Source organism: Pseudomonas sp. RT6P73 (assembly GCF_054897715.1).
Genome location: NZ_JBUBUV010000002.1, coordinates 2,984,259 through 3,010,119, shown reverse-complemented (window position 1 = coordinate 3,010,119; position 25,861 = coordinate 2,984,259). Strand labels below are relative to the sequence as shown.

Annotated in this window: 24 protein-coding genes and 1 pseudogene; 13 read left to right on the top strand and 12 right to left on the bottom strand. The window is 59.6% G+C overall.

What is annotated here, in order from left to right; translation table 11 throughout:
* Position 1: 1 nt before the first annotated feature.
* The gene (gene copC / locus ACYZT6_RS14290) at positions 2-367 is read right to left on the bottom strand and encodes a copper homeostasis periplasmic binding protein CopC (RefSeq protein ID WP_462027451.1); all 366 of its coding nucleotides are present in this window, start codon (positions 365-367) and stop codon (positions 2-4) included.
* A 138-nt stretch (positions 368-505) separates the two neighbouring features.
* Between copC and ACYZT6_RS14285 the strand changes: the two genes are divergently transcribed.
* A complete protein-coding gene (locus ACYZT6_RS14285) occupies positions 506-1,126 on the top strand; it encodes a TetR/AcrR family transcriptional regulator (protein ID WP_084320882.1) in 621 nt (206 codons plus the stop codon).
* Positions 1,127-1,267: 141 nt separating this feature from the next.
* Here ACYZT6_RS14285 and preA read toward each other — a convergent pair whose 3' ends face one another.
* From preA to ACYZT6_RS14265, 4 genes are all read right to left on the bottom strand, one after another.
* The gene (gene preA, locus ACYZT6_RS14280; RefSeq protein ID WP_462027450.1) at positions 1,268-2,542 is read right to left on the bottom strand and encodes an NAD-dependent dihydropyrimidine dehydrogenase subunit PreA; all 1,275 of its coding nucleotides are present in this window, start codon (positions 2,540-2,542) and stop codon (positions 1,268-1,270) included.
* A complete protein-coding gene (locus ACYZT6_RS14275; protein ID WP_462027449.1) occupies positions 2,543-3,910 on the bottom strand; it encodes an NAD(P)-dependent oxidoreductase in 1,368 nt (455 codons plus the stop codon). It abuts the gene before it with no gap.
* A 157-nt stretch (positions 3,911-4,067) separates the two neighbouring features.
* Entirely contained in the window at positions 4,068-5,507 is a 1,440-nt protein-coding gene (hydA, locus tag ACYZT6_RS14270; RefSeq protein WP_462027448.1) for a dihydropyrimidinase, read from the bottom strand.
* 402 nt (positions 5,508-5,909) lie between these two features.
* On the bottom strand, positions 5,910-6,062 hold the full coding sequence (locus tag ACYZT6_RS14265) for a hypothetical protein (RefSeq protein WP_462027447.1): 153 nt from the start codon (positions 6,060-6,062) through the stop codon (positions 5,910-5,912).
* On the opposite strand from ACYZT6_RS14265, the gene ACYZT6_RS14260 reads away from it, so the two are divergent.
* The 6 genes from ACYZT6_RS14260 (at position 6,061) to ACYZT6_RS14235 (ending at position 11,850) form a co-directional block, all read left to right on the top strand.
* Entirely contained in the window at positions 6,061-7,545 is a 1,485-nt protein-coding gene (locus tag ACYZT6_RS14260; RefSeq protein WP_462027446.1) for an NCS1 family nucleobase:cation symporter-1, read from the top strand. The two genes, ACYZT6_RS14265 and ACYZT6_RS14260, sit on opposite strands and share 2 nt — an antisense overlap.
* A 142-nt stretch (positions 7,546-7,687) precedes the next feature.
* Complete coding sequence (locus ACYZT6_RS14255; RefSeq protein ID WP_462027445.1) at positions 7,688-8,971, top strand: Zn-dependent hydrolase; 1,284 nt, start codon at positions 7,688-7,690, stop codon at positions 8,969-8,971.
* 320 nt (positions 8,972-9,291) lie between these two features.
* Positions 9,292-10,788 (top strand): helix-turn-helix transcriptional regulator, encoded by a 1,497-nt coding sequence (locus ACYZT6_RS14250; RefSeq protein ID WP_462027444.1) that lies wholly within the window; start codon positions 9,292-9,294, stop codon positions 10,786-10,788.
* A 195-nt stretch (positions 10,789-10,983) separates the two neighbouring features.
* A complete protein-coding gene (locus ACYZT6_RS14245) occupies positions 10,984-11,238 on the top strand; it encodes a DUF1652 domain-containing protein (protein WP_462027443.1) in 255 nt (84 codons plus the stop codon).
* A 170-nt stretch (positions 11,239-11,408) separates the two neighbouring features.
* Positions 11,409-11,630 carry a hypothetical protein gene (locus tag ACYZT6_RS14240; RefSeq protein ID WP_462027442.1) on the top strand — a complete coding sequence of 74 codons (222 nt, stop codon included), beginning with the start codon at positions 11,409-11,411 and terminating at the stop codon, positions 11,628-11,630.
* A 28-nt stretch (positions 11,631-11,658) separates the two neighbouring features.
* Positions 11,659-11,850: a hypothetical protein gene (locus ACYZT6_RS14235; protein ID WP_462030039.1), complete on the top strand. Its 192-nt coding sequence runs from the start codon at positions 11,659-11,661 to the stop codon at positions 11,848-11,850.
* Positions 11,851-12,116: 266 nt separating this feature from the next.
* Here ACYZT6_RS14235 and ACYZT6_RS14230 read toward each other — a convergent pair whose 3' ends face one another.
* Both ACYZT6_RS14230 and ACYZT6_RS14225 read right to left on the bottom strand, forming a co-directional pair.
* Complete coding sequence (locus ACYZT6_RS14230; protein WP_219093920.1) at positions 12,117-12,884, bottom strand: SDR family oxidoreductase; 768 nt, start codon at positions 12,882-12,884, stop codon at positions 12,117-12,119.
* Positions 12,885-12,932: 48 nt separating this feature from the next.
* A complete protein-coding gene (locus tag ACYZT6_RS14225) occupies positions 12,933-14,000 on the bottom strand; it encodes a phosphotransferase family protein (protein ID WP_462027441.1) in 1,068 nt (355 codons plus the stop codon).
* Between the two features lie 210 nt (positions 14,001-14,210).
* On the opposite strand from ACYZT6_RS14225, the pseudogene ACYZT6_RS14220 reads away from it, so the two are divergent.
* Positions 14,211-14,375, top strand: a pseudogene (locus tag ACYZT6_RS14220) (type VI secretion system protein TssA); the annotation flags it as partial.
* Positions 14,376-14,377: 2 nt separating this feature from the next.
* On the opposite strand, the gene ACYZT6_RS14215 reads toward ACYZT6_RS14220, so the two are convergent.
* The 3 genes from ACYZT6_RS14215 to ACYZT6_RS14205 form a co-directional block, all read right to left on the bottom strand.
* Positions 14,378-15,346: a 2-hydroxyacid dehydrogenase gene (locus ACYZT6_RS14215; RefSeq protein ID WP_462027440.1), complete on the bottom strand. Its 969-nt coding sequence runs from the start codon at positions 15,344-15,346 to the stop codon at positions 14,378-14,380.
* 101 nt (positions 15,347-15,447) lie between these two features.
* The gene (locus ACYZT6_RS14210) at positions 15,448-16,044 is read right to left on the bottom strand and encodes a TetR/AcrR family transcriptional regulator (RefSeq protein ID WP_462027439.1); all 597 of its coding nucleotides are present in this window, start codon (positions 16,042-16,044) and stop codon (positions 15,448-15,450) included.
* A gap of 71 nt (positions 16,045-16,115) precedes the next feature.
* Entirely contained in the window at positions 16,116-16,499 is a 384-nt protein-coding gene (locus tag ACYZT6_RS14205; RefSeq protein WP_462027438.1) for a tautomerase family protein, read from the bottom strand.
* A 267-nt stretch (positions 16,500-16,766) separates the two neighbouring features.
* Here ACYZT6_RS14205 and ACYZT6_RS14200 point away from each other — a divergent pair, with 267 nt between their 5' ends.
* Positions 16,767-18,047 carry a serine/threonine transporter gene (locus ACYZT6_RS14200; RefSeq protein WP_462027437.1) on the top strand — a complete coding sequence of 427 codons (1,281 nt, stop codon included), beginning with the start codon at positions 16,767-16,769 and terminating at the stop codon, positions 18,045-18,047.
* 181 nt (positions 18,048-18,228) lie between these two features.
* Here ACYZT6_RS14200 and acnB read toward each other — a convergent pair whose 3' ends face one another.
* On the bottom strand, positions 18,229-20,838 hold the full coding sequence (gene acnB / locus ACYZT6_RS14195; protein WP_462029951.1) for a bifunctional aconitate hydratase 2/2-methylisocitrate dehydratase: 2,610 nt from the start codon (positions 20,836-20,838) through the stop codon (positions 18,229-18,231).
* Between the two features lie 509 nt (positions 20,839-21,347).
* On the opposite strand from acnB, the gene ACYZT6_RS14190 reads away from it, so the two are divergent.
* Positions 21,348-21,818, top strand: a complete 471-nt coding sequence (locus ACYZT6_RS14190) for a DUF1289 domain-containing protein (RefSeq protein ID WP_462027436.1) — start codon at positions 21,348-21,350, stop codon at positions 21,816-21,818.
* Positions 21,819-21,923: 105 nt separating this feature from the next.
* On the opposite strand, the gene ACYZT6_RS14185 is transcribed toward ACYZT6_RS14190, so the two are convergent.
* Positions 21,924-22,787 (bottom strand): universal stress protein, encoded by an 864-nt coding sequence (locus ACYZT6_RS14185; RefSeq protein ID WP_462027435.1) that lies wholly within the window; start codon positions 22,785-22,787, stop codon positions 21,924-21,926.
* Between the two features lie 161 nt (positions 22,788-22,948).
* Between ACYZT6_RS14185 and ACYZT6_RS14180 the strand changes: the two genes are divergently transcribed.
* The 3 genes from ACYZT6_RS14180 (at position 22,949) to ACYZT6_RS14170 (ending at position 25,799) form a co-directional block, all read left to right on the top strand.
* Positions 22,949-23,557 (top strand): MiaE family protein, encoded by a 609-nt coding sequence (locus ACYZT6_RS14180; RefSeq protein WP_105345386.1) that lies wholly within the window; start codon positions 22,949-22,951, stop codon positions 23,555-23,557.
* A 247-nt stretch (positions 23,558-23,804) separates the two neighbouring features.
* On the top strand, positions 23,805-24,512 hold the full coding sequence (locus ACYZT6_RS14175; RefSeq protein WP_131062811.1) for a response regulator: 708 nt from the start codon (positions 23,805-23,807) through the stop codon (positions 24,510-24,512).
* Entirely contained in the window at positions 24,513-25,799 is a 1,287-nt protein-coding gene (locus ACYZT6_RS14170; RefSeq protein WP_462027434.1) for an ATP-binding protein, read from the top strand.
* Positions 25,800-25,861 lie beyond the last annotated feature (62 nt).

Below are 25,861 nucleotides of genomic sequence, written 5' to 3'. Positions count from 1 at the left end.
ATTACTGGCCAACCTTGAAGCTGTACGCGCCTTCACTTTTGTGGGTATCGACCGACACTGCATGCCATTCGACTTTGTAGGCGCCCGTCGTCAGAGGCACCGCTGGCGTGACGATCAGGGTCTTCTTGTCACTGCCTTCGGTGGCCAGGTTTTTCACCGGCACATCGGTTCCGTCCTGGCTGATCGTGACCTTGGTGAAAGTCGCTTCGACGCCTTCGGAAAACACCAGGCGCAGCTCTGACGGTGCGCTCACGGTGCTGTCGGCGGCCGGGGTCTGGTCTTTCAAATGGGCATGGGCAAACACCGACGAGGCGGCGAGCAACGAGCCGAGCAGGGCGGCGGTGGTCAGGGCTTTCTTGAGCAGCATCGTGAAGACCTCAGCGGCAAGTTCGAAGAGGCGTCAGTTTACCTGCGAGAACCTGGGTGTACGAAGTTTCGTTTTCCCTTGTCGCCGCGAGCTAGAGCGGATGCTAGTCTTGGCCAACGCTGTTGCCAGGGAGCCCTCATGGGCAATCACAAGATCGAGATTCGTCGCAGTAACGTCGAGAAGATTTTGCTGGGGGCCGAAAAGGTCTTCGCCGAAAAAGGCTTCGGTGGCACCGCCATGGCCGACATTGCTGCTGAAGTGCAACTGCCGCGCTCCAATCTGCATTACTACTTCAGCACCAAGACCGAACTGTACAGCGCGGTGCTGTTCGATCTGCTGGAAGTCTGGAAGCAGGACGCGTTGTGCTTCGAGATGTTCGACGATCCGCGCGTGGTGCTCAGCAGCTACATCCGCGCCAAGATGAACCACTCCCGCAGCCGGCCTTATGGTTCGAAAGTCTGGGCCAACGAAATCATCCACGGCGCCCCCACCTTGGGCGTGGCGCTGGACGCGAGCCTGTACGACTGGGCCAAGATGAAGGAAGCGAAAATCCGCCAGTGGGTGGATGACAAACGCATCCTGCCGGTGGAGCCTTCAAGCCTGCTGTACATGATCTGGGCCTCGACCCAGCATTACGCGGACTTTGATCATCAGGTGAATATTTTGAATGATCATCAGCCGCTGTCGGACATGCAGTTCGAGCGGGCGGTGCAGACGGTGACGAGTGTGATTTTGCGGGGGATTGGGTTGGAGCCTTGAGATTTACGTTGTTGCTGACGACCCTATCGCGGGCAAGCCCGCTCCCACAGTGATTCATGTCGTACACACATGCTGTGTACACCAGAGAATCTTGTGGGAGCGGGCTTGTCCGCGATGGCGTCCTGTCAGACGCCGCAGAACTCAAACGGCAACATGGTACGGATTTCTCGGATCATGATTCCAATCCAGAAACGGCTTCCCATTCTCCATCGGCACCATCTCAATGCAATCCTCCACCGGGCAGGTGATCTGGCACAAATTGCAGCCCACGCACTCATCATCAATCACTTCATACTTATGCGTCCCGTCCGCTTGTTTCAGGCTGGCCACCGCCTGGTGTGAAGTATCTTCGCAAGCGATGTGGCAACGCCCGCAACCAATGCACGCTTCCTGGTCAATCTTCGCGATCACCTGATAGTTGATGTCCAGGTACTTCCAGTCCGTGGTATTGCCCACCGCCCGCCCGGAAAATTCCGAGATGCTGGCGTAACCCTGACTGTCCATCCAGCGTGACAACCCGTCCTTCATCTCCTCGACAATCCGGAAGCCATGCAGCATCGCCGCCGTGCACACTTGCACCGAGCCGCTGCCCAGGGCGATGAATTCCGCCGCATCGCGCCAGCTGCCGATGCCGCCAATGCCAGAGATTGGAAGGCCTTGGGTCTGTGGGTCACGGGCGATTTCGGCGACCATGTTCAGCGCAATCGGCTTCACCGCCGAGCCGCAATAACCGCCATGGGTGCTTTGGCTGCCGACGGCAGGATTGGCGACCATGCGCTCCAGGTTGACGCTGGTGATCGAATTGATGGTGTTGATCAGCGACACCGCATCGGCCCCGCCGCGATGGGCCGCACGGGCCGCGACGCGGATGTCGGTGATGTTCGGCGTGAGTTTGACGATCACCGGCAGCGAGCAATATGTCTTGCACCAGCGGGTGACTTGCTCGACGTACTCCGGCACCTGGCCGACCGCGGCGCCCATGCCCCGTTCCGGCATGCCATGCGGGCAACCGAAGTTCAGCTCGATGCCGTCGGCGCCGGTTGCTTCCACCAGCGGCAGGATGAATTTCCATGATTCTTCGACGCAGGGCACCATCAGCGAAACAATCAGTGCGCGGTCCGGCCAGTCCTTTTTGACCTGGGTGATTTCCCGCAGGTTGATCTCCAGCGAGCGGTCGGTGATCAGCTCGATGTTGTTGAAGCCCACCACTTCTCGGTTGGCACCGAAGAGCGCGGAGTAGCGGGACGACACGTTGACCGCCGCCGGGTCTTCACCGAGGGTTTTCCAGACCACGCCGCCCCAGCCGGCCTCGAAGGCGCGAACCACGTTGTAGGCCTTGTCGGTCGGCGGCGCGGAGGCCAACCAGAACGGATTCGGGGATTTGATGCCGGCGAAGACAATCGAGAGATCGGCCATTTACGCAGCCTCCACGTTGAGCATCAGTTGAGTGTTGATGGCTTCGGCGGCCCGTTTGCCATGCTGCACGGCTTGCACGGTGAGGTCCTGATCGAGGCTGGTGCAGTCGCCGCCGGCATACACGCCGGGGATGCTGGTGCGCAGCTGTTCATCGACCTCGATTCGATCGCCCTGGCGCTTGAGTTCGCGCGCCAGCGGATCGGCGAGGGCGCTTGCATCGAAGGCCTGGCCGATGGCTTTGAAAATCGCGTCGGCAGCCAGCTCGAAGGTCTCGCCAGTGATTTGCAGGCGACCGTCTACCAAATGCGTGCGGGCGAAGCGCATGCCGCGCACGTTGCCTTGGTCGTCGAGCAGCACTTCTTCGGGCTGCGCCCAGGTCAGCAAGCGCACTTGATTGGCCTTGGCGATGTCCTGTTCGTGGCCGGTGGCGCCCATTTCCTCGACACCGCGGCGGTACACCAGATTCACGTCCCGAGCCCCGAGGCGAGCCATTTGCACGGCCATGTCGATGGCCGTGTTGCCGGCGCCGAGGACGATGCAATGATCCGCCAGCGGCAGTTGGCTCAGATCATCCGCCTGACGCAGTTCGCGGATGTATTCGGTGGCAGCCAGCAGGCCGGGTGCGTCTTCATGAGGCAAGCCGAGTTGTTTGCTGGCGGCCAGGCCTAGGCCGAGGAACACCGCGTCGAATTGCTGATGCAGTTCACTGAGGGTCAGGTTCTCGCCGAGTTTCTGGCCGTGGCGGATTTCGATGCCGCCAATCGCCAAGAGAAAATCCAGTTCCTTCTGCGCGTAGTCGTCCACCAGTTTGTACTTGGCGATCCCGTATTCGTTGAGGCCGCCAGCCTTTTCCCGGGCCTCGAAAATCACTACGTCATGGCCATGCATTGCGCTGCGGTGAGCGCAGGACAACCCGGCCGGGCCGGCACCGACCACGGCGATGCGTTTGCCGGTGGTGGCGGCGCGCTGGAAGGGGTGTTCGCTGAAGTGCGCGTTGTCGACGGCGTAACGCTGCAACAGACCGATCAATACCGGTGCGCATTCGTGATCGTTGTTGCGCACGCAGGCTTGCTGGCAGAGGATTTCCGTCGGGCACACCCGGGCGCAGCTGCCGCCGAGGATGTTCGCCGAAAGGATTTTCTGTGCGGCGCCCTGAACGTTTTCCTGATGGATATTGCGAATGAACGACGGAATGTCGATCTCGCTCGGACAAGCATTCACACACGGCGCGTCGTAGCAATACAGACAGCGCGAGGCTTCCAGATGCGCCTGGCGGTCGTTGAGTGGGGGCGCAAGGTCGGTGAAGTGGCCGGCGAGGGCGGCCGCGTTCTCATAGGGATGCGGGAGGTGGTTCAGGGTTCTGATCACGGTTTTTTTGCCTCACGGTTATTGAGGTATTGCCTCTGATGGGCATTGGTTCTGTGTTGTCTGGGCCGGCCTCTTCGCGGGCAAGCCTCGCTCCTACTTTTGGAATGCGTTCCCCTGTAGGAGCGAGGCTTGCCCGCGAAGGCCGAAGGCCTCGATCTCAGCGTTTCACAGCCGTCGGCTTGTTCAACTCAGCCCGCTTGCTCAGCAAATCAAACACCGCTGGATAAGCCGGCCGTTCGACATACCGTCCGGCACCACGCTCGGCCCGCAGATCACCATCCGCCCAAACCACCCGACCCTGGCTCACGGTATGACTCGGCACGCCGCGTACGGTCTTGCCTTCGAAGATGTTGAAGTCGACTTGCTGGTGGTGAGTCTTCGCCGAAATGGTCCGCGTGCCCTCCGGATCCCACAGCACCAGATCCGCATCCGCACCCACACGAATCGCACCTTTACGCGGGTAGAGATTGAAGATCTTCGCGGTGTTTGTAGAGGTGAGCGCCACAAAGTGCTGCATCGACAAACGCCCGGTGTTCACCCCTTCATCCCACAGCACCGCCATGCGGTCTTCGATACCGGCGGTGCCGTTGGGGATCTTGCTGAAGTCATCGCGGCCGGCGGCTTTTTGCTCGGCGCAAAAGCAGCAATGATCAGTGGCGGTGGTGTGCAGGTTGCCGGATTGCAACCCGTGCCAAAGCGCCTCTTGATGGCCGCGAGGACGGAAGGGCGGGCTCATCACGTAACCGGCGGCGGTCTGCCAGTCCGGGTGTTGGTAGACGCTGTCGTCCAGCAGCAAATGCCCGGCCAGTACTTCGCCGTAGACTGGCTGGCCTTTGCTGCGGGCATAGGTGATTTCGTCCAGCGCTTCCTTGGTTGAGACATGCACCAGGTACAGCGGCGTGCCCAGGGTTTCGGCGATGCGGATCGCCCGGCTCGCGGCTTCGCCTTCCACTTGAGAAGGCCGCGACAGCGGATGCGCTTCCGGGCCGGTCATGCCCTGGGCCATCAACTTGCGTTGCAGGTGATAGACCAGCTCGCCGTTTTCCGCGTGCACCGTCGGCACCGCGCCCAGTTCCAGGCAGCGCTCGAAACTCGCCACCAGAGTGTCGTCGGCCGCCATGATCGCGTTCTTATACGCCATGAAATGCTTGAAGCTGTTGACCCCGTGCTGGCTGACCAGCTCCGCCATGTCTTCGCGAACCTGTTCGCTCCACCAGGTAATGGCGACGTGGAAACCGTAATCCGATGCCGATTTCTCTGCCCAGCCGCGCCACTGATGGAAAGCCTCCATCAAAGATTGCTGCGGATTGGGAATGACGAAATCGATAATCGACGTGGTGCCACCGGCCAGGCCCGCGGCGGTGCCACTGAAAAAGTCTTCACTGGCCACGGTGCCCATGAAGGGCAGTTGCATGTGCGTGTGCGGGTCGATGCCACCGGGCATCAGGTATTGGCCGCTGCCGTCGAGCACTTCGGCACCTGCGGGAACATCAAGATTTTCGCCGATGGCTTTAATCACGCCGTCGGCGCAATAGACGTCGGCGCGATAACTTTCATCATGGGTAATAACGGTGGCGCCACGGATCAACAGAGACATTCCGAGTTCCTCGCAGGCAATGACCGACTTATGTCGGTTCTAAATGTTTTATATGAAGCCGACGCAAACAGGTGTATTCCTGTCAACGCTGTCAGGAATAGAAGCTAGTCTGAGTTTATGGAATGAGCAAGAATATTTTTTATAAGCTTATGCCTGTTTTAAAACGTTGATTAATAACGATTAAAACTGAAATTCACCAAAATGGTGTGGCCTTGAACCATTTTGACGCACTTGACAGGTTCTAAAAATGGACGAGATTTCTTATGTGAAATCAGCTGCTTGAGGATGGTCTATGGTTGATGCGCAACTTTGAAAAAAACAGCCATGCACCAGATTGAGCCCTGACTGTTCGGACAACTTGCCTGGCATTCGGCCTGAGTGAGCAAGCAAATAACCGGGGGCTTATCCGGGCTCTATATAAAAACTGATAAACATCAGTTGGTTGCGAAGTTTTTGTGGAACTGCCCGATGCGCAAACGGGGTGCCCGGCACGTTTATTGATGCCGCCAGCCCCTGATGAGCAAAAAATAATTCAAAGAACAATGGAGCGGCCATGCAACAGATCAGATCGCAAGTGACCGAGCGCGACGGCTTGTTTGAGCTCGAAGCCGGCACCGACGTCCTCGACAGTCCCCGTTATAACCACGACATGGCACCGACCAAGGTGCGCGAACGAACCTGGAACAAATGGCACATCACCGCGTTGTGGGTTGGCATGGCGATCTGCGTGCCGACCTACACCCTCGGCGGTGTGCTCACCGCTTATTTTGGCCTGAGCGTCGGCGAAGCGTTGCTGGCGATTCTGTTCGCCAACATCATCGTTCTGATCCCGCTGACCCTGAACGCTTTTCCCGGCACCAAGTACGGCATTCCGTTTCCGGTGCTGCTGCGTTCGTCCTTCGGCATTCTGGGCTCCAACATTCCGTGCCTGATCCGAGCGCTGGTGGCGTGCGGCTGGTTCGGCATACAGACGATGTTCGGCGGACTGGCCATTCACCTGTTTCTCGGCTCGGTGTTCGACGGCTGGAAAGCCCTCGGCGGGACCGGTGAAGTGATCGGCTTCATGGTGTTCTGGGCCTTGAACCTGTGGGTGGTGATCCGCGGTGCGGACTCGATCAAATGGCTCGAAACCCTCTCGGCGCCGTTGTTGGTGCTGGTGGGCGTGGGTCTGCTGGTGTGGGCCATGCCGAACGTATCGATGACCGAGTTGATGGCGATCCCGCCCAAGCGTCCGGAAGGGGCCAGCGTGGTCAGTTACTTTGCCGCCGGGCTGACCGCCATGGTCGGGTTCTGGGCCACCTTGTCCCTGAACATTCCGGACTTCAGCCGCTATGCGAAAAGCCAGAAGGATCAGATTGTCGGGCAGATTATCGGCTTGCCCCTGACCATGTTCCTGTTCGCATCGCTGGGCGTGGTGATGACCGCTGCCTCGGTCAAACTGGTAGGCGTCAGCGTCTCCGATCCGGTGACTCTGATCGGCCATATCCAGAGCCCGGTCTGGGTCGCGCTGGCCATGGCGCTGATCATCATCGCCACGTTGTCGACCAACACCGCGGCCAACATAGTTTCGCCGACCAACGATTTCCAGAACGTCGCACCCAAGTTCATCAACCGCACCAAAGCAGTGTTGCTCACCGGCCTGGTCGGCCTGGCGCTGATGGCCCATGAGCTGTTGAAGAAACTCGGGTTGATCGTCTCGGATTTAAGCCTGGAGACCGTTTATTCCAACTGGCTGCTGGGCTATTCGAGCCTGTTGGGCCCGATCGCCGGGATCATGGTGGTGGACTATTTCCTGATCAAGAAACAGCAACTGGACCTGGCCGGGTTGTATCGCGATGACGTGTACCCGGCGTGGAACTGGTTTGGGTTTATCGCGTTTGGCGTGCCGGTGATGCTGACGGTGCTGTCGCTGGGTAGCGATGCGTTCAGCTGGTTCTACAGCTATGGCTGGTTTACCGGCTCGGCGTTGGGTGGGCTGATTTATTACGGGTTGTGCTCGATGCGACCTAACCCGTCTGTTGCGAAATCTGCGGTGTGAACACTGGCCCCATCGCGAGCAGGCTCGCTCCCACAGGGGAATGCATTCCAAATGTGGGAGCGAGCCTGCTCGCGATGATGGTCTTGGAAACACCAAAAAAATTGCCTGAAGAAAACCATAAGAACTGCCTGAGGAGATCATCATGAACGCTGCTGTAGACGTTCTGCAGTCCACCCATCAGCACATCAACCGCGACCGCTTGTGGCAGTCGCTCATGGACCTGGCCAAACTCGGTGCCACGGTCAAGGGTGGCGTCTGCCGCCTGGCCCTGACCGATCTGGACCGCCAGGCCCGGGACATCTTCGTCAACTGGTGCGAAGAGGCCGGTTGCACCGTCAGCATCGACGCCGTCGGCAACATCTTCGCCCGCCGCCCAGGGCGCAACCCGAACCTGCCGCCGGTGATGACCGGCAGCCACATCGACACCCAACCCACCGGCGGCAAGTTCGATGGCTGCTTCGGTGTGCTGGCCGGCGTCGAAGTGCTGCGGACCCTCAACGACCTCGGCGTGGAAACCGAAGCGCCGCTGGAAGTGGTGGTCTGGACCAACGAAGAAGGCTCGCGCTTTGCTCCATGCATGATGGGCTCCGGCGTGTTCGCGGAAAAATTCACCCTCGAAGAAACCCTGGCCAAGGTCGATGCCGAGGGCGTCACCGTTGGCGAAGCCCTCAATGCCATCGGCTACGCCGGCCCGCGTAAAGTCAGCGGCCACGCGGTCGGCGCTTATTTCGAGGCGCACATCGAGCAAGGCCCGATCCTCGAAGACGAACACAAAACCATCGGCGTGGTGATGGGCGCCCTCGGCCAGAAATGGTTCGACCTGAAACTGCGCGGCGTCGAAGCCCACGCCGGCCCGACGCCGATGCACCTGCGCAAGGATGCCCTGGTCGGCGCCGCGGTGATCGTCGGTGCGGTGAACCGCGCCGCTCTCGGCCATCAACCTCACGCCTGCGGCACCGTCGGTTGCCTGCAAGCCTATCCCGGCTCACGCAACGTCATCCCCGGCGAAGTGCGCATGACCCTCGACTTTCGGCATCTGGAACCGGCGCGCCTGGACTCGATGATCGCCGAAGTCCGCGAAGTCATCGAAACCACTTGCGAGGAACACGGCCTGACCTTCGAACTCACGCCCACCGCCGACTTCCCGCCGCTGTACTTCGACAAGGGTTGCGTCGAAGCGGTACGTGGCGCCGCCCAAGGTCTGGGGCTGTCGCACATGGACATCGTCAGCGGAGCAGGGCACGACGCGATCTTCCTCGCCGAACTCGGCCCGGCCGGGATGATCTTCGTGCCGTGCGAAGGCGGTATCAGCCACAACGAAATCGAAAACGCCGCACCGGATGATCTGGCAGCCGGGTGTGCGGTGTTGTTGCGGGCGATGCTGGCGGCGTCGGCGGCGATTGCCAGCGGCCAGTTGGCGGCCTGAAACCCGTGACGTGCGTTGAACCATCAGCGCACGTCACAAACCCGATGCCCTAATCGTCATCCTTCACACCGTTCGTAGCAGCTGTCGAGCTTGCGAGGCTGCGTTCGGCGACGAAGTCGTCGTAAATCCTGAGCGCTGGATCTTCCTGACACACCGCAGTGCCGGATCGAGCGACGACTGCGTCGCCGACGCAGCCTCGCAAGCTCGACAGCTGCTACACGTGCCACAGCGGCTGCACCTGCTTCGCACGATCCCACCCCCCCGCGGTCGTAATCTTCACAGGCGGCGTGTCACTGCGCCGCTGCACCCGTGGAGAGCCAATGAGCCAGGACGTCCTGACCACCGAAACCAATCGCCGTCAGTTGCAGCAGATCATCGCCGGTTTGTCCGACGGGGTGATTCTGCTGGAGCTCGACCAGACGATCCTGTGGGCCAATGATGCCGCGCTGGCTATGCACGGCGTCAGTCGGGTCGGGGAATTGGGCGTCAATGCCGAGGAGTACGCCAGGCGCTTTGCCTTGCGCTATCGCAATAATCACCCGGTGCTGCCGGAGAATTACCCGATCAGCCGCGTTGCCAAAGGCGAGACGTTCAGCGATGTGCTGGTGGAGGTGACGCCGGCCGATGACGAAGAACGCACCTGGGTTCACAGCGTGCGCAGCCTGGTGCTGGCCGACAGCGCGGGCGAGCCGGAGTTGCTGGTTTTGATCATGGACGATGTCACGGAGTGGGCCAGCGCCGAGCAGCGTTTCGAAAAGACCTTCAACGCCAACCCGGCACCGGCGGTGATCTGTCGTCTCAGTGACTTGCGTTATATCAAGGTCAACGCAGGCTTCCTGGAAATGACCGGCTATACCCGTGAGCAAGTGATTGGGGTATCGACGTATGAGCTGGACATCCTTGACGGTGCCGAAAAGAAAGACCTGGCGATCGAGCGCCTACGCGAGCACGCCACGATTCCGCAAATGCAGGCTGAGCTGAAAATGGCTGATGGCGGCAGCAAGCAAGTGATCGTCGCCGGTCAACCGCTGGAGTTCAACGAGGAAGACTGCATGCTGTTTTCCTTCGTCGACATGGAGCCGCGACACAAGGCCGAGGTTGCACTGCGTCAAAGCGAGGAGCGGTTCGCCAAGGCGTTTCGTCTGACGCCAGTGCCGACATTGGTCTGCGATGCGCAGGATCAGGTGGTGATCGACGTCAATGAAGCCTTTCTGGATACCCTCGCGTACCCCAGTGAAGAAGTGCTCGGCAAGACCGTTGCAGAGATCGACTTTATTGATGACAAAGGCGCGCGCAGCCGGGTGTTTGCGGCGCTGGAGAAGTCTGGAAGCCTGGATCGGGTCGATGTCAGGATCCGCAGGAAAGACTCGACCTTGATTGACTGCACGGTGTCGGCCGACACCGTGAATATTCAGGACAAACCTTGCTACCTGCTGGTGTTGATGAATATCACCGAACGCAAACGCACCGAGCTGGAGCTGGTGTCGGCGATCGAGGAGGTGATGAAAGACGCCTCGTGGTTCACCCGTACGCTGATCGAAAAACTCGCCAACGTGAAGAATATCAACTCGCCGCAGTTGCCCAGCGTGTCCTTCACCGACCTGACCGCCCGTGAGCGGGATGTGCTCGGCCTGATCTGCGAGGGCCTGGCGGACAAGGAAATCGCCGCACGCCTGAAACTGGCGCCCAACACGGTGCGCAACCATGTGTCGACGGTGTATTCCAAGCTTGATGTACACAGTCGTAGCGAGGCGATCGTGTGGGCGCGTGAGCGCGGTTTGTTCTCCAGCGAGTGGCGGCCGAAGGGTCAGCGATAAGGTGCAAATGCACTAGGTCGGGCAGTGCAAATGGATGTTCTGGCGGACGGTGGCAATTCTTAGTCTGTAAGGGTGCGACACGGGTCTTTGGCCGGTGTCGTGTCCTCTACGAAACAGCTTAAGGAACAGTCGCATGCTTGGCCAATTCAACAGGTTTTCAGTCGACGGGGTCAGCCGGCCCATGGGTGAATCGCGATGATTTATCTGACGCAATTGCGTGCGCAACTGGAACAGCACTTTTCCCCGCTGGCTTGTGATTGCAGCGTGTCGGGCGACAACTCGGTGACGGTGAAACTCTATCACCCGGTATCGGGGCAGGTGGATCTGGTGGTCAGTGGGTTGAGTGTCGAGCACCTCAGAACCCCGGAGGCGGTCACGACGTTGATTGATGAGCTGCGTTATGAGCTTGAGAGCAACAGCTTGCATCGGCGGCCGGATGCGGCTTTGTAGGAGCTGTCGTTTTTCCGGGTGGAAAAGGGGCTAAGTGCCTTATTTGCTGGCATTGGCGGCTGGCTAGGCTATAAGAAATGCGAGGGTATTGTTTTCTGTGACCAATCCGCGGCTTCGCGGTAGGTGTGTCGGGTCGCGGAAAGTGTCGATTACTTATCGCAGGACAGCCTATGAACAGTTTTGGGAAACGTGCTTTTTCGCCTCTGTCGCTCGCCTTCTGCGTGGCGATTCTCAGCGGTTGCGCCAGTCCGCCACCTCCACCGCCTGCCGCACCGCCGCCTATTCCGGAACGCACCTGCGAAACCACTGAGCAAACCGATGTGATGGGTGACGCGCGAGTGACCGAGGAAGTGACCCGGGAAACGACGCTGACCCGTTGCGTCACTCAATAAGCCAGGGCGACTGCATCGTTGAAGCCCCGTGTCGAAAAAAATCGTGTTGGTGGGCGCTGACGTTGCGAAAGGCCAGGGCGTGGGCGCGGCCCATGAAACCTGTGCCGATGAGTCCGATACCGAGTTCGCGCATGATGGAAGGCCTTTTGATTTTTATTTTCAGAAGGCACTTTATGGAATAGATATTCACTCTGGTCGTGGTGCTCGTTTCCACGCGTGAGAATGATCGGGCGAACAAAAAAGGCAGCCCTGAGGGTAATGCCAGTCGGTCAGCCATAACGCAGTCCGGGTAGCAGCTGGCGAAGCCTGCGTTCGGCTGCGAAGCAGTCGTGAAATCACGATGCGGTGTTTCAGATAGACCGCAAACTCAGGTTTAACGACTGCTTCGCAGCCGAACGCAGGCTTCGCCAGCTGCTACCCGGACCGCGTTACGACTTGACTGACTGGCAGCCCAAAGGCTGCCTTTTGTTCATCCGCAGAAATGAATCAGGACAGGAACCCGCCATCCACATTCAACGAAACGCCGGTGGTGTAGCTGGATGCATCGCTGGCCAGATAAAGCACGGCACCGGCCATCTCACTCGGATCGGCCACGCGCTTGAGTGGAATCTGCTGCAACGCGGTCTTCAGGATCGCATCGTTCTTCACCAGTGCCGACGCAAACTTGGTATCAGTCAGCCCAGGCAACAAGGCATTGCAGCGAATGCCGAACTGCGCGCATTCCTTGGCGAATACCTTGGTCATGTTGATCACGGCGGCCTTGGTCACCGAGTAGATGCCCTGGAAGATGCCCGGCGAGATGCCGTTGATCGACGCAACGTTGATGATGCTGCCGCCGCCGTTTTCGCGCATCAGTTTGCCGGCTTCGACCGACATGAAGAAGTAGCCGCGGATGTTGACGTCGACGGTTTTCTGGAAGGCGCTGAGGTCGGTGTCCAGTACGTTGCAGAACTGCGGGTTGGTCGCGGCGTTGTTGACCAGGATGTCCAGGCGTCCGAACTGTTCCTTGATGCCGGCGAACACTTGGCTGATCTGTTCCATTTCGCCGATGTGGCAAGCGACAGCGGTGGCTTTGCCGCCGGCGGCGATGATCGCGTCGGCCACGTGTTGGCAGCCGTCGAGTTTGCGGCTCGAGACGATGACGTGGGCGCCTTGCTGGGCCAGCAGTTTGGCGATGGCCTCACCGATGCCGCGGCTGGCGCCGGAGACGAATGCGATTTTGCCGTCGAGGTCGAACAACTGAGTCTTGGACATGGTTTTTCCTTGTTATAGGGGCCAGGGAATGTAATCAGAGCCGCGCGATCAGAGGCTGGATTTCGAGATGACTTGCAGGCTCATCTGCTCCAGCAGTTTGTTCATGTGAATGAACTGCGCGAAGCGTTTGTCCTGGGTCTGACCGTGGAAGAAGCGGTAGTAAATCTGCTGCACGATGCCGGCCAGGCGGAACAGGCCATAGGTGTAATAGAAGTCGAAGTTGTCGATCTGGATGCCGGAACGCTCGGCGTAGTAATCGACGAATTCACGGCGGGTCAGCATGCCCGGGGCGTGGCTTGGTTGACGACGCATCAGTTGCACCGGCGCCGGGTCGGCGGCTTCGATCCAGTAGGCGAGGGTATTGCCGAGGTCCATCAGCGGGTCGCCGAGGGTGGTGAGTTCCCAGTCGAGCACGCCGATGATTTGCATCGGGTTATTCGGGTCGAGGATCACGTTGTCGAAGCGATAGTCGTTGTGGACGATACTGGAAGTCGGGTGATCGGCTGGCATTTTGTCATTGAGCCAGGCCTTGACCGCTTCCCACTTCGGCGCGTCCGGGGTCAGGGCTTTTTCGTAGCGATCGCTCCAGCCTTTGATCTGCCGCGCCACATAGCCTTCGGGCTTGCCGAGGTCGCCCAGGCCATAGGCCTTGTAGTCGACCCGATGCAGCTCAACGAACTTGTCGATGAAGCTTTTGCACAGGGCTTCGGTTTTCGCCGAGTCCAGGTTAAGTTCCGGCGGCAGTTCGGAGCGCAGGATGATCCCGTTGACCCGTTCCATCACATAAAACTCGGCGCCGATCACCGATTCGTCGGTGCAGTGCACATAGGCTTTGGGGCAATACGGAAAACCGTCGCGAAGCTGATTGAGGATGCGAAATTCGCGGCCCATGTCGTGTGCGGACTTGGCTTTGTGGCCAAACGGCGGGCGACGCAGGACAAATTCCTGCTCCGGGTATTCCAGCAGGTAGGTCAGGTTCGACGCACCGCCGGGAAACTGGCTGATCACAGGCGCGCCACTCAAGCCCGGAATGTGGGCCTTGAGGTACGGATCGATCAGGCTGGCATCGAGTTCTTCGCCGGTACGGATACGGGTGGACTGGTCAGTAAGCGCCATGCTTATCCCTTCTGCTTATTTTGGAGGCCAGACATCATTGGCTAATCTAATGGTGCGCCGGAGTCGCCACAAGCGTGGCACGGTCTTATAGGTTAGCGTGTTGCTGGATAATCAGCGTTCCTGATGCGCGAGAACAGGCGCAGCGGACTATGGATCAGCGGGAAAGCGCGGTTGCAGGAAGGAGGTTTGAAATGGGCTGTCTGCCAGGCGTTGATTGCCGAGTACCTGGCGCGCACCGAACCCCACACCCCCGTTCCGTATCTGATCAAGCGCGGGGTGGAGTGGGGCAACAAGCCGCTGAGCAAGTTGCTGGGAGAACTGATCTCGGCCGACGCCGAATCCCGGCGCCTCTGGACGCTGTCGGGCGCCCTTTAGCCTCAGCGAACGTGTGCGGCCGTGAGCGGCGCGGGCAAGGCAATGGGCGTCAATACCGGCAGGCCGGAAAAGAACGCCATCAGGTTTTGTCCCACCAGTTCAACGGTGCCTTGAGTCGCTTCCGGGGACAATCCCGCGACATGCGGCGTCAGGATCACATTGGTCAGCGCCTTGAGTGCTTGCGGCACGTGAGGTTCGGCATCGAACACATCCAGTGCGGCACCGGCAATGCGTCGCTGTTCAAGCGCGCTGACCAGGTCGGCCGTGGCAATCACCGAGGCTCTGGCGATGTTCACGACGAACCCCTTGGGGCCCAGGGCCTCGAGTACCTGTCTGTTGATCAGATGTTTGGTGCCCAGGCCGCCGGGCGTGGCGATGATCAAAAAGTCCGAGGCGCGTGCCAGTTCGGTCGGCGTCGAGCAGAAGGTATAAGGGACGTCGCTGCGATGTTGGCGGTTGTGGTAGCTCACGGTCATGTCGAAACCGGCGGCGGCGCGTTTGGCGATGGCCATGCCAACGGCGCCGAGGCCGAGAATCCCCAGGCGCTTGCCGGCGAGGGAAGGGCGCATGATCTTCGGCCATTCGCCGCGGCGTACAGCGGCGTCGCATCGGGGAATGTCGCGTACCAGCGCCAGCAACATCGCCATGGCATGGTCGGCGACTGACGAGGCATTGACGCCGGCGCCATTGGTGACGGTGATGTCCCGGTTGGCGGCGGCTTGCAGGTCGACGTGTTCGTAACCCGCGCCGATCACGCAGATGATCTTGAGGTTGGGCAGGGCGGCGATTTCATCGGCGTACAGGCCCAATGGGCCGCGGGTCAATACCGCATCGATCTGAGCACCCTGCCGTGTGATGGCGGCGACGCGCTCGGCAGGCGTCGGGGCCAGAATCAGGTGAAAGCCCTGATGTTCGAGAATCGGCAAGTAATCATTAATCGTTTCAACCAGTACCAGAACGGTTGCAGGCATGCTGGGCTCCTGTGGGTATTGAATGTCGGATCTCGAATGTTGCTTCAGATTGCTGATTCTAGAGGAGTTTAGCAATGACCACGGATCGCACATGCTGTTGGTCAGATTGATTGACCTTGTGGGGTTAAAAATTTCCGGGCGGCGTCGAGAATCTCATCGGACAGCCCATCTCCGCGGGTGGCGCGAGCCAGGGTCAGCGCGCCGACCATCAAGGAATAATCCACCAAGGCTTGTTGGCGATTGGCTTCGGGATTATCCGCACCCATCAAGGGTGTGAGTATCTGCAGCAAGGCTTCCAGCCCCTGGGTGTAGGTCTGGTGCAAACCGCTTTCGGCGGTTTCATGGCACATGTCCCCGGCAAACGCCGTCACCGGGCAGCTTTCGCCCGGATTGTCGCGATTGGCCGCCGACAGGTAGGGCGCGATGATGCTCGTGCGCGCCGAGACGCTGTCGTCGTTGGCGTCGATTTTCTGTTTCCAGCGTTCCATCGACTGGGTGAACGCTCGAGTGCAGGCCTCTTTCGCCAGCGCTTCCTTGGACTCGAAATGACCATAAAACCCGCCATGGGTCAGGCCGGCAGCGCCCATCACATCGACGACGCTGATCCCGTGCAGGCCGCGCTCGCGAAACAGCCGCGTGGCAGCTTCGACGATGATCTCGCGGTTGAGTTCGGCTTGTTTGCGGGAGACTCGGGGCATGGCGGCTCACAGGTGTTGTGGGTGTATGGATGACTGAGTCTCAGGGGGCAGTGGGTCGCGTTTCAGGCCGTTCAAAGGGCGTATTGAGCGATGCCATTGCCAAACGACCAGTTCTCTTTCTTCACTTCCACCAGATTGATAAAGACGTCTTCCAGCCGCACCGCCAGTTCCGCGTTAAGGCTCTCGGCGATGGTTTTATAGAGGAGTTTCTTCTGCTCGACGGTGCGGCCTTCGCTCAGGGTGATCTGAATCACCACCAGGCTGTCGGTTCGACTGATGCCCAGGTAGCCGGGATCAAAGATGAAATGCTGTTCATCGTGCTCGGCAAGAATCTGGAAATTATCGTTTTCCGGCACGCCAATCGAGTTGTGCATGGCGGCGTAAATCAACTGCCCGACACGTTTGGCGAAAGTGGGGTCTTGATGCTTCTTGATGTCGACGCGAACGAGTGGCATGGGAGGGCTCCGCAGTCAGGGCTGCCGGTCAGCAGGCAGGGTTGAAAGTACCTGACGCTGCTCCTTTATCAAATAGATTTTTTGAAACATCTATTTGATAAAGTACTCCGAAATCTGATCCGCACAACCACTCCTCAGCTAAGTCTTTGCTTCTGTTCATTAATCCCGGACAATCGCGCCCCTGTTTCGGCCAGGGCGCTGCCCGTCGGATTTTTCCGACTCGTCCTGACCGGGTAGCAAATGACCGGAATGCGGAGATCCCACCGGATGAATGATCAGGCCAATAGCGTCGACGAACGCTATGTAGCGGCGACACCAGCGACTCTCACAAGCTGGAATCGCCATGACACCACCTGGATGCTGGGCCTGTTTGGCACGGCAATCGGAGCCGGTACCCTGTTTTTGCCGATCAACGCAGGCCTGGGCGGTTTCTGGCCGTTGCTGATCCTGGCGGTACTGGCATTCCCCATGACCTTTTATGCGCACCGTGGTCTGACCCGCTTTGTGCTGTCCGGACGCGAAGGCGCGGACATCACCGAAGTGGTTGAAGAACACTTCGGCATCAAGGCCGGTGCGCTGATTACCTTGCTGTACTTCTTCGCGATCTTCCCGATCCTGCTGATCTACAGCGTGGCCCTGACCAATACCGTGGGCAGTTTCCTCGAGCATCAACTGCACATCATGCCGCCACCACGCGCCGTGCTCTCATTGGTGCTGATCCTCGGCCTGCTGGCCGTGGTGCGTTGCGGCGAGCAAATGATCGTCAAGGCCATGAGCCTGATGGTCTATCCGTTCATTGTGGCGTTGCTGTTCCTGGCGGTATTCCTGATTCCGCACTGGAACGGCGGCATCCTGGCCACGGCATCGACCCTGCCTGAACCGTCGGCGCTGCTGCACACGCTGTGGCTGGCGATTCCGGTGATGGTGTTCTCGTTCAACCACTCGCCGATCATCTCGGCGTTTGCGGTGGACCAGAAGCGTCGTTACGGCGAACACGCTGAAGAACGCAGCTCGCAGATCCTGTCCCGCGCCCACATCTTGATGGTGGTGATGGTGCTGTTCTTCGTCTTCAGCTGCGTGCTGACCCTGTCGCCAGCGCAACTGGCGGAAGCCAAGGCGCAGAACCTGTCGATCCTGTCGTACCTGGCCAACCACTTCAGCAACCCGACCATCGCCTTCGCCGCACCGTTGATTGCGTTCGTGGCCATTTCCAAGTCGTTCCTGGGCCACTACATCGGCGCCAGCGAAGGCCTCAAAGGCCTGATCGTGAAAAGCGGCAAGCGCCCCGCGCCCAAGACCCTGGACCGCATGACTGCCGCGTTCATGCTGGTGGTGTGCTGGATCGTTGCCACGCTGAACCCGAGCATCCTCGGAATGATCGAAACCCTCGGTGGCCCGGTCATCGCGGCAATTCTGTTCCTGATGCCGATGTACGCGATCCGTAAAGTGCCGGCGATGGCGCGCTTCCGTGGCCAGGCGTCCAACGTTTTCGTGACGGCGGTTGGTTTGGTGGCGATTTCGGCGTTGATCTACTCCCTGACTGCCTGATGCATCCCCCGTAGGAGCGAGGCTTGCCCGCGAAGAACGATGACGCGGTCTAGCAGTTTGTCCGCGTGATGGCCTTCGCGGGCAAGCCTCGCTCCTACGGGTTTTGTGCGGTGTTCGGATTCAGGCATAAAAAAACGCCGCTCATCTCACGATGGGCGGCGTTTTCTATTGCGTTGTAGCGTTAGGCTTGAACGACCGGGATGTTGGCGTTCGCAGCAGCTTCACGGAACTCGGCGATCTGGTCGAAGGACAGGTAGCGGTAGACATCGGCCGCCATGCTGTCGATCTTGCCAGCGTATTCCATGTACTCCTCGACGGTCGGCAGGCGACCCAGGATGGAAGCAACAGACGCCAGCTCGGCCGAAGCCAGGTAGACGTTCGCGCCGTCACCCAGACGGTTCGGGAAGTTACGGGTCGACGTCGACACCACGGTGGAGTTCGGTTCTACACGTGCCTGGTTACCCATGCACAGCGAGCAGCCTGGCATTTCCATGCGTGCGCCGGCCTTGCCGTAGATGCCGTAGTAGCCTTCTTCGGTCAACTGGTGAGCGTCCATCTTGGTCGGCGGCGACAGCCACAGACGGGTTGGAAGCTGACCCTTGACCTGATCCAGCAGTTTACCGGCAGCGCGGAAGTGACCGATGTTGGTCATGCACGAACCGATGAACACTTCGTCGATCTTCTCGCCAGCAACGCTGGACAGCAGACGGGCGTCGTCCGGATCGTTTGGCGCGCAGAGCACAGGCTCTTTGATGTCGGCCAGGTCGATTTCGATGATTTCAGCGTATTCGGCGTCAGCATCGGCAACCATCAGCTCAGGGTTGGCAACCCAGGCTTCCATCGCTTGAGCACGACGTTCCAGCGTACGAGCATCGCCGTAGCCTTCGCCGATCATCCAGCGCAGCAGGGTGATGTTGGAGTTCAGGTACTCGGTGATCGACTCTTTCGACAGCTTGATGGTGCAACCGGCAGCCGAACGTTCAGCCGAGGCGTCGGATAGCTCGAAAGCTTGCTCGATGCTCAAATCGTCCAGGCCTTCGATTTCCAGGATGCGACCGGAGAATGCGTTCTTCTTGCCTTTCTTCTCAACGGTCAACAGGCCAGCCTGAATCGCGAAGTAAGGAATGGCGTGAACCAGGTCGCGCAGGGTGACGCCCGGTTGCATTTTGCCTTTGAAGCGCACCAGGATCGATTCCGGCATGTCCAGTGGCATAACGCCAGTGGCTGCGGCGAACGCTACCAGACCGGAACCGGCCGGGAACGAAATGCCCATCGGGAAACGGGTGTGCGAGTCACCACCGGTGCCGACGGTGTCCGGCAGCAGCATGCGGTTCAGCCAGCTGTGGATGATGCCGTCGCCCGGACGCAGGGAAACGCCGCCGCGGGTCATGATGAAGTCTGGCAGGGTGTGGTGGGTGGTCACGTCGATCGGCTTAGGGTAAGCCGCGGTGTGGCAGAAGGACTGCATCACCAGATCGGTCGAGAAGCCCAGGCACGCCAGGTCTTTCAGTTCGTCACGGGTCATAGGACCGGTGGTGTCCTGAGAGCCGACGGTGGTCATTTTCGGTTCGCAGTAGGTGCCAGGACGAACGCCTTTGCCTTCTGGCAGGCCGCAAGCCTTGCCGACCATTTTCTGTGCCAGGGTGAAGCCCTTGCCGGTGTCGACAGGTGCTTCAGGCAGTTTGAACAGATCGGTAGGGCCCAGGCCCAGCTCGGCACGGGCCTTGTCGGTCAGGCCGCGGCCGATGATCAGCGGAATACGGCCGCCGGCACGAACTTCGTCCAACAGCACCGGGGTCTTCATTTCGAAGGTGGTCAGGACTTCGTCGGTGCCGTGTTTGCAGACTTTGCCAGCATGCGGGTACAGGTCGATCACGTCGCCCATGTGCATGTTGGAGACATCGAATTCGATTGGCAGTGCGCCAGCATCTTCCATGGTGTTGTAGAAGATCGGAGCGATTTTACTGCCGAAGCAGAAACCGCCGGCACGCTTGTTCGGAACGTTAGGAACGTCGTCGCCGAAGAACCACAGCACCGAGTTGGTGGCCGATTTACGCGACGAACCGGTACCGACCACGTCACCGACGTAGGCGATCGGGAAACCGGAGTTGCGCATTTCTTCGATCTGCTTCATCGGGCCGGTAACGCCCTGGACGTCAGGCACGATGCCTTCACGGGCCATTTTCAGCATGGCGAGGGCGTGCAGCGGGATGTCCGGGCGGGACCAGGCGTCCGGAGCAGGGGACAGGTCGTCGGTGTTGGTTTCGCCGGTGACCTTGAACACGCGCAGGCTGATCTTGTCGGCCAGGGTCGGGCGGTTGCGGAACCACTCGCCGTCAGCCCAGGACTGGATCACGCCTTTGGCATGCTCGTTACCGTTGCGGGCTTTTTCCGCCACATCGTGGAATGCATCGAACATCAGCAGGGTGTGCTTGAGTTGAGCGGCCGCGACAGGGGCCAGTTCGGCGCTGTCGAGCAGGTCAACCAGGGTCACGATGTTGTAGCCGCCTTGCATGGTGCCAAGCAGTTCAACAGCGCGTTTCTTGTCGATCAGAGGGGATGTTGCTTCGCCTTTGGCGAGGGCAGACAGGAAGCCAGCCTTTACATAGGCTGCTTCGTCCACGCCAGGCGGAATGCGATTGGTGATCAGGTCAACGAGGAAAGCTTCTTCGCCAGCCGGGGGATTCTTCAGCAGCTCAACCAGGCCTGCAGTTTGTTCGGCGTTTAGCGGCTGGGGAACGATACCCAGTGCTGCACGCTCTTCGATATGTTTGCGGTAGGCTTCAAGCACAGTTATTACCCTCATCAGTGGTCCCAAATGGGTGTCCGGGACGCTCATCCCGAAATTGCCGTACTCATGCGCTGCGTGGCGTTGTGGGCCACTTAGCCAGAATTACCGACAATTCCTTACAGAAGCTGCTTTCAAAGTTTTACGCCTGCAGAACGGGAGCTGATGAGGGTTGGCGATTGGCTTTTCCCCGCTGGAAAAACCCATCGCCAACACCGCTCTGAAGGAACGACTGTGCTCGTGACGCTTTGAAAACAGCTTCTAACGGACATTGGCGCCTTAAAAGGCTGGCTGATTCTACGGCAAAAAAAAATTAAAGGTAAGTCAGGGGCTATTGGACTTTGGTGGCGGGCCGCATTGCCGGCCAACGTGTGCGAGGCAAGGTGTGGGCATCCGTCGTGACCGTCAGCAAAGCCCCACAGACCCTGAGCCCCTGCATTTTGAGGGGTGATGAATGCCGGACAAAGGGCTAACATGCCGGCCTGTTCTGCTTTCCCGTGTTTTGCCTACCTATGCCCAATCAGACCATCAAGACCCCCTGCGTCGGCCTCTGCTCCACTGTTTACGGTGATCTGGTGTGCCGTGGCTGCAAGCGTTTCCACCATGAAGTGATCAACTGGAATGGTTACAACGAGGAGGAAAAGAGCGCGGTGTGGCTGCGTCTTGAGCAGCTGTTGTCCCAGGTGATGGCCAGCAAGCTGGAGGTTTTCGATGCCCAGCGCCTGCGCTTGCAGCTGGAGCAGCGCAAGATCCGCTTTGTGCCGCATCAGTCCGAATATTGCTGGGCCTATCAGCTGATCGCCCGTGGTGCGCGGGTGATCAACAATCTGGAAGCCTACGGGATGGTGCTGATGCCGGAGTTTCGCGACTGGAACCTGCCGGAACTGCGCGATGCCATTGATCGGGAATTCTTTTTGCTGTCTGAGGCGCATTACCAGCGCTACATAGCGCCCGGTTTCCTCAGAGACGCCTTCGGCGCCTAAAAGCATCGCTAGCAGGCTAGCTCCCACACTGGATCTGTGGCGTTCACAAATCCCCTTGTGGGAGCGAGCCTGCTCGCGATGGCGTCCTTATCGGCGCCGCACCTCTCAATGCTGAGTCACAATCTCCTCCAGATGATCCATGATCGTATCCGGCTTCAGCACCAGCACATCGCTCTCCACCGCATCCAGCACCACTTCCGCCGTATTCCCGATCAACGCCCCGGACAGTCCGGACCGCGCGACAGTACCAATGACGATCACCGCCGCCTGAAGTTTGTGCACCATGAACGGAATCAACACATCCGCCGGGCCTTCGGCGATATGCAGGTGTGCATCGTCGATATCGAACTCGGCCTGAAACGATTTGCACTGTTCGCGATAGCGCGCCTCGATGGTTTCGCTGAGTTGCAACGTCGGGTCGGCCGCCGACAGCATCGGTGACGGATGGGCGCTGACCACGTGCAGATGAGCCTTGGCCAGGCTGGCGATGTCGTAGCCGTGATCGACGATGGCAGCGTGCAAGGTGCGGTGCTCCTTCTCGGTATTGCCGACGTCGATGGCCGCCAGAATGACCCCGCCCGTCCACGGTTTCGAGGTTTTCACCAGCAGCACCGGTGTCGGGCAATAACGCAGCAGTTTCCAGTCCGCCGGGGTCAGCAGGGCTTTTTTCAACGGGCTGTCGGGGTAATGCTGTTTGACCACCAGCCCGCAGCCTTCCGCCTGCTGCACATCGACAATGGTTTCGTACAGGCTTTCATTCCAGGCCTGTTCGGTGGTGACGCTGTAGCCGTCCTCCAGCAAGGCCGCCTTGAGCACGCCCAACATGCCGCTATGGTCATGCTTGCGGTCGCACACCAGCAAATGCAGATGCGCCTGGGTCACGCCAGCAATCAGTTTGGCCCGTTTGAGCGCCAGGCTTTCCGAGTGTTCGGGTTCGATGACCACCAGAATGCTGCGAATGGCTTGCATGATCGGGATCTCCAGGAAGGTAAAAAATACTGCGTTGGACAACTATAGTTGTTCGCCGCCAACCCGGTACTTGATGCATATCAACGGTGGCGACTGGTGGTCTGGCGGCAGGCCGGTATAATCGGCGCCCTTCGATTTATACCTTTTATTCCGTGAGCCCCATGATCCTTCCCGAAATTCACGAGTTCCTCGGCTGCCGCACCCCCGACGGCTGGGTCCAGGCCGCGCTTGCCGATCAGGAAACCCTGCTGATCGACCACAAGAACTGTGAGTTCAAGGCGGCCAGCACGGCGTTGAGCCTGATCGCCAAGTATCACTCCCACGTCGACCTGATCAACCTGATGTCGCGCCTGGCCCGGGAAGAGCTGGTGCACCACGAGCAGGTCATGCGCCTGATGAAGAAGCGCAAGATCGAGCTGCGTCAGCTGTCCGCCGGGCGTTACGCCTCGGGCCTGCGCAAAGTGGTGCGTAGCCACGAACCGGTCAAGCTGGTGGACACGCTGGTGGTTGGCGCATTTATCGAGGCCCGCAGTTGCGAACGTTTCGAGGCGCTGGTGCCGCATCTGGACGAAGAGCTGGGCAAGTTCTATTTCGGCTTGCTGAAAAGCGAAGCGCGGCATTTCCAGGGTTACCTGAAGCTGGCTTACCAGTACGGTGATGCCAAGGACATTGCCCAGGTGATCGACCGGGTCCGCGCTGCCGAGCAGGAATTGATTGAGTCGCCGGACGTGGAGTTCCGCTTTCACAGCGGTGTCCCGGCAGCCGCATAACCTTGTAGGAGCGAGGCTTGCCCGCGAAGGGGACCTTGAGATCGCCTTCGCGGGCAAGCCTCGCTCCTACAGATGCCATTCGCAGGCTGCGATCTTTTGCATGCGAATTGTTAAAAACTCTTAAGAGTATGAAACATCGCCAGAAACCGGCCCCCGAGGCCGGTTTTTGCTGCCCGTCATCACCGTCCCGTCACCGATTGGCGCCATAATGCCGGCCACTTCACACAAGGGGCAGCAGACGGTCGTTATGGATAACCTGGGTTTTGGCAAAGTATTGCTGGTGGAAGACGACGAGAAGCTCGCCGGGCTGATCGCGCATTTCCTGTCCCAACATGGCTTTGAGGTCCGGCAAGTACACCGCGGTGACCTCGCGTTGGCCGCATTCCTCGAGTTCAAACCAAAAGTTGTCGTGCTTGACCTGATGCTGCCGGGTCAGAGCGGCCTGCACGTGTGCCGCGAGATCCGCAGCGTGTCCGACACGCCGATTGTCATCCTCACGGCCAAGGAAGATGACCTCGATCACATCCTCGGCCTGGAGTCCGGCGCCGACGACTACGTGATCAAGCCGATCAAGCCGCCGGTGCTGCTGGCCCGCCTGCGTGCGTTGCAACGGCGTCAGACTCCGGACAGCAGCGTGTGCAGCGCCCTGGAATTCGGCCACCTGAGCATCGACCGCAGCTGCCGCGAAGTGCGGCTGGCAGGCGATGTCATCGAAATGACCACCATGGAATTCGAGCTGCTGTGGTTGCTGGCCAGCGCCGCCGGCAAGATTCTGTCCCGCGACGACATCCTCAACCGCATGCGCGGCATCGCCTTCGACGGCCTCAACCGCAGTGTCGACGTCTACATCAGCAAGTTGCGCGGCAAGCTCAAGGACAACCCGCGCGAACCGGTGTGCATCAAGACCATCTGGGGCAAGGGTTACTTGTTCAATCCGTTTGCGTGGGAGCTGTAAATGCTGCGGTTATTTCTTGGGCTGTTTCTGGTAATGACGGTTGGCCTGGTCCTGGGGCTGCAAACGGTTGAGCGCACGTTCGATGCGCTTCTCGACGGTCAGATGCAAAGCTACAACCGTGAGGCGGTGCGTGGCCAGGCCTGGACACTGGCCGAGCAGTTGCGCGATCTGGACGGTTCGGACCGGGAGCGACAACTGGAAGCGGTGCGACCTCACTATGGTTTGGGCCTGACCTTGGTCGAGAGCGGGCGACTGTCCCTGACCGATCAAGAGAAAGCCGAGTTGGCCCTGGGGCTGCTGGTGATTCGCGACAAGTACACGCAGTTCATCTCGCGCATCGACGACGGTTCTCAGTTGCTCAGCATCAAGCTGCCGGCCGAGCCCAGCCTGATGCCGTTCTACATTGCTGCGGCGTATCTGATGATCGCGGTGATGATCGGTTTCGTGTTGATGTTCTGGGTCCGGCCGCATTGGCGAGACCTGGAGAAACTGCGCCTGGCGGCCGAGCGTTTTGGCGATAACGACTTGTCGTCGCGGATCCAGCTGTCCAAGCGCTCGAACATTCGTGATTTGTCCGGACACTTCAACCTGATGGCGGCGCGCATCGAAGGTTTGATCGCCAATCAGCGCGAGCTGACCAACGCGGTGTCCCATGAGCTGCGCACGCCGATTGCCCGGTTGTCTTTCGAACTCGATCAGCTCAAACAACAACCCGATCCGACTCAGAACCGCGAGCTGATTGCCGACATGTACGCCGACCTCGGCGAGCTGGAGGAAATGGTTTCCGAGCTGCTGACCTACGCCAGCCTTGAGCGCGGTGCCACGGTCATCACCCGGGAAAACATTCAGGCCAGCAGTTGGCTGGACAGCGTGGTCGGCAGCGTGGCGCTGGAGGCCGAGGCCGCCGGGGTGCAATTGCTGATTGTCGAGTGTCAGGTCGATGAGGTGCGCATCGAGCCGCGTTTCATGGCCCGGGCGGTGATCAACTTGCTGCGCAATGCCATTCGTTATGCCGATCAGCGGGTGGAAGTGTCGCTGGTCCGTACCGGTGATCACTACGAAGTGCGGGTCAACGATGATGGTCCGGGCGTGCCGGTGGACGGGCGCGAGAAAATCTTCGAACCGTTCTCGCGCCTGGACGCCAGCCGTGATCGGCGCACAGGTGGATTTGGCTTGGGGCTGGCGTTGGTCCGGCGGGTGTCGCAATCCCATGGCGGACAAGTGGAAGTGGCGGACTCGCCGTGGGGTGGGGCGTCGTTTCGCATGACGTGGGCGCATCTGGACTGATTGTGTTGCTCCCACTGACGCCTTCGCGGGCAAGCCTCGCTCCTACAGGATTTCGGCCGCTC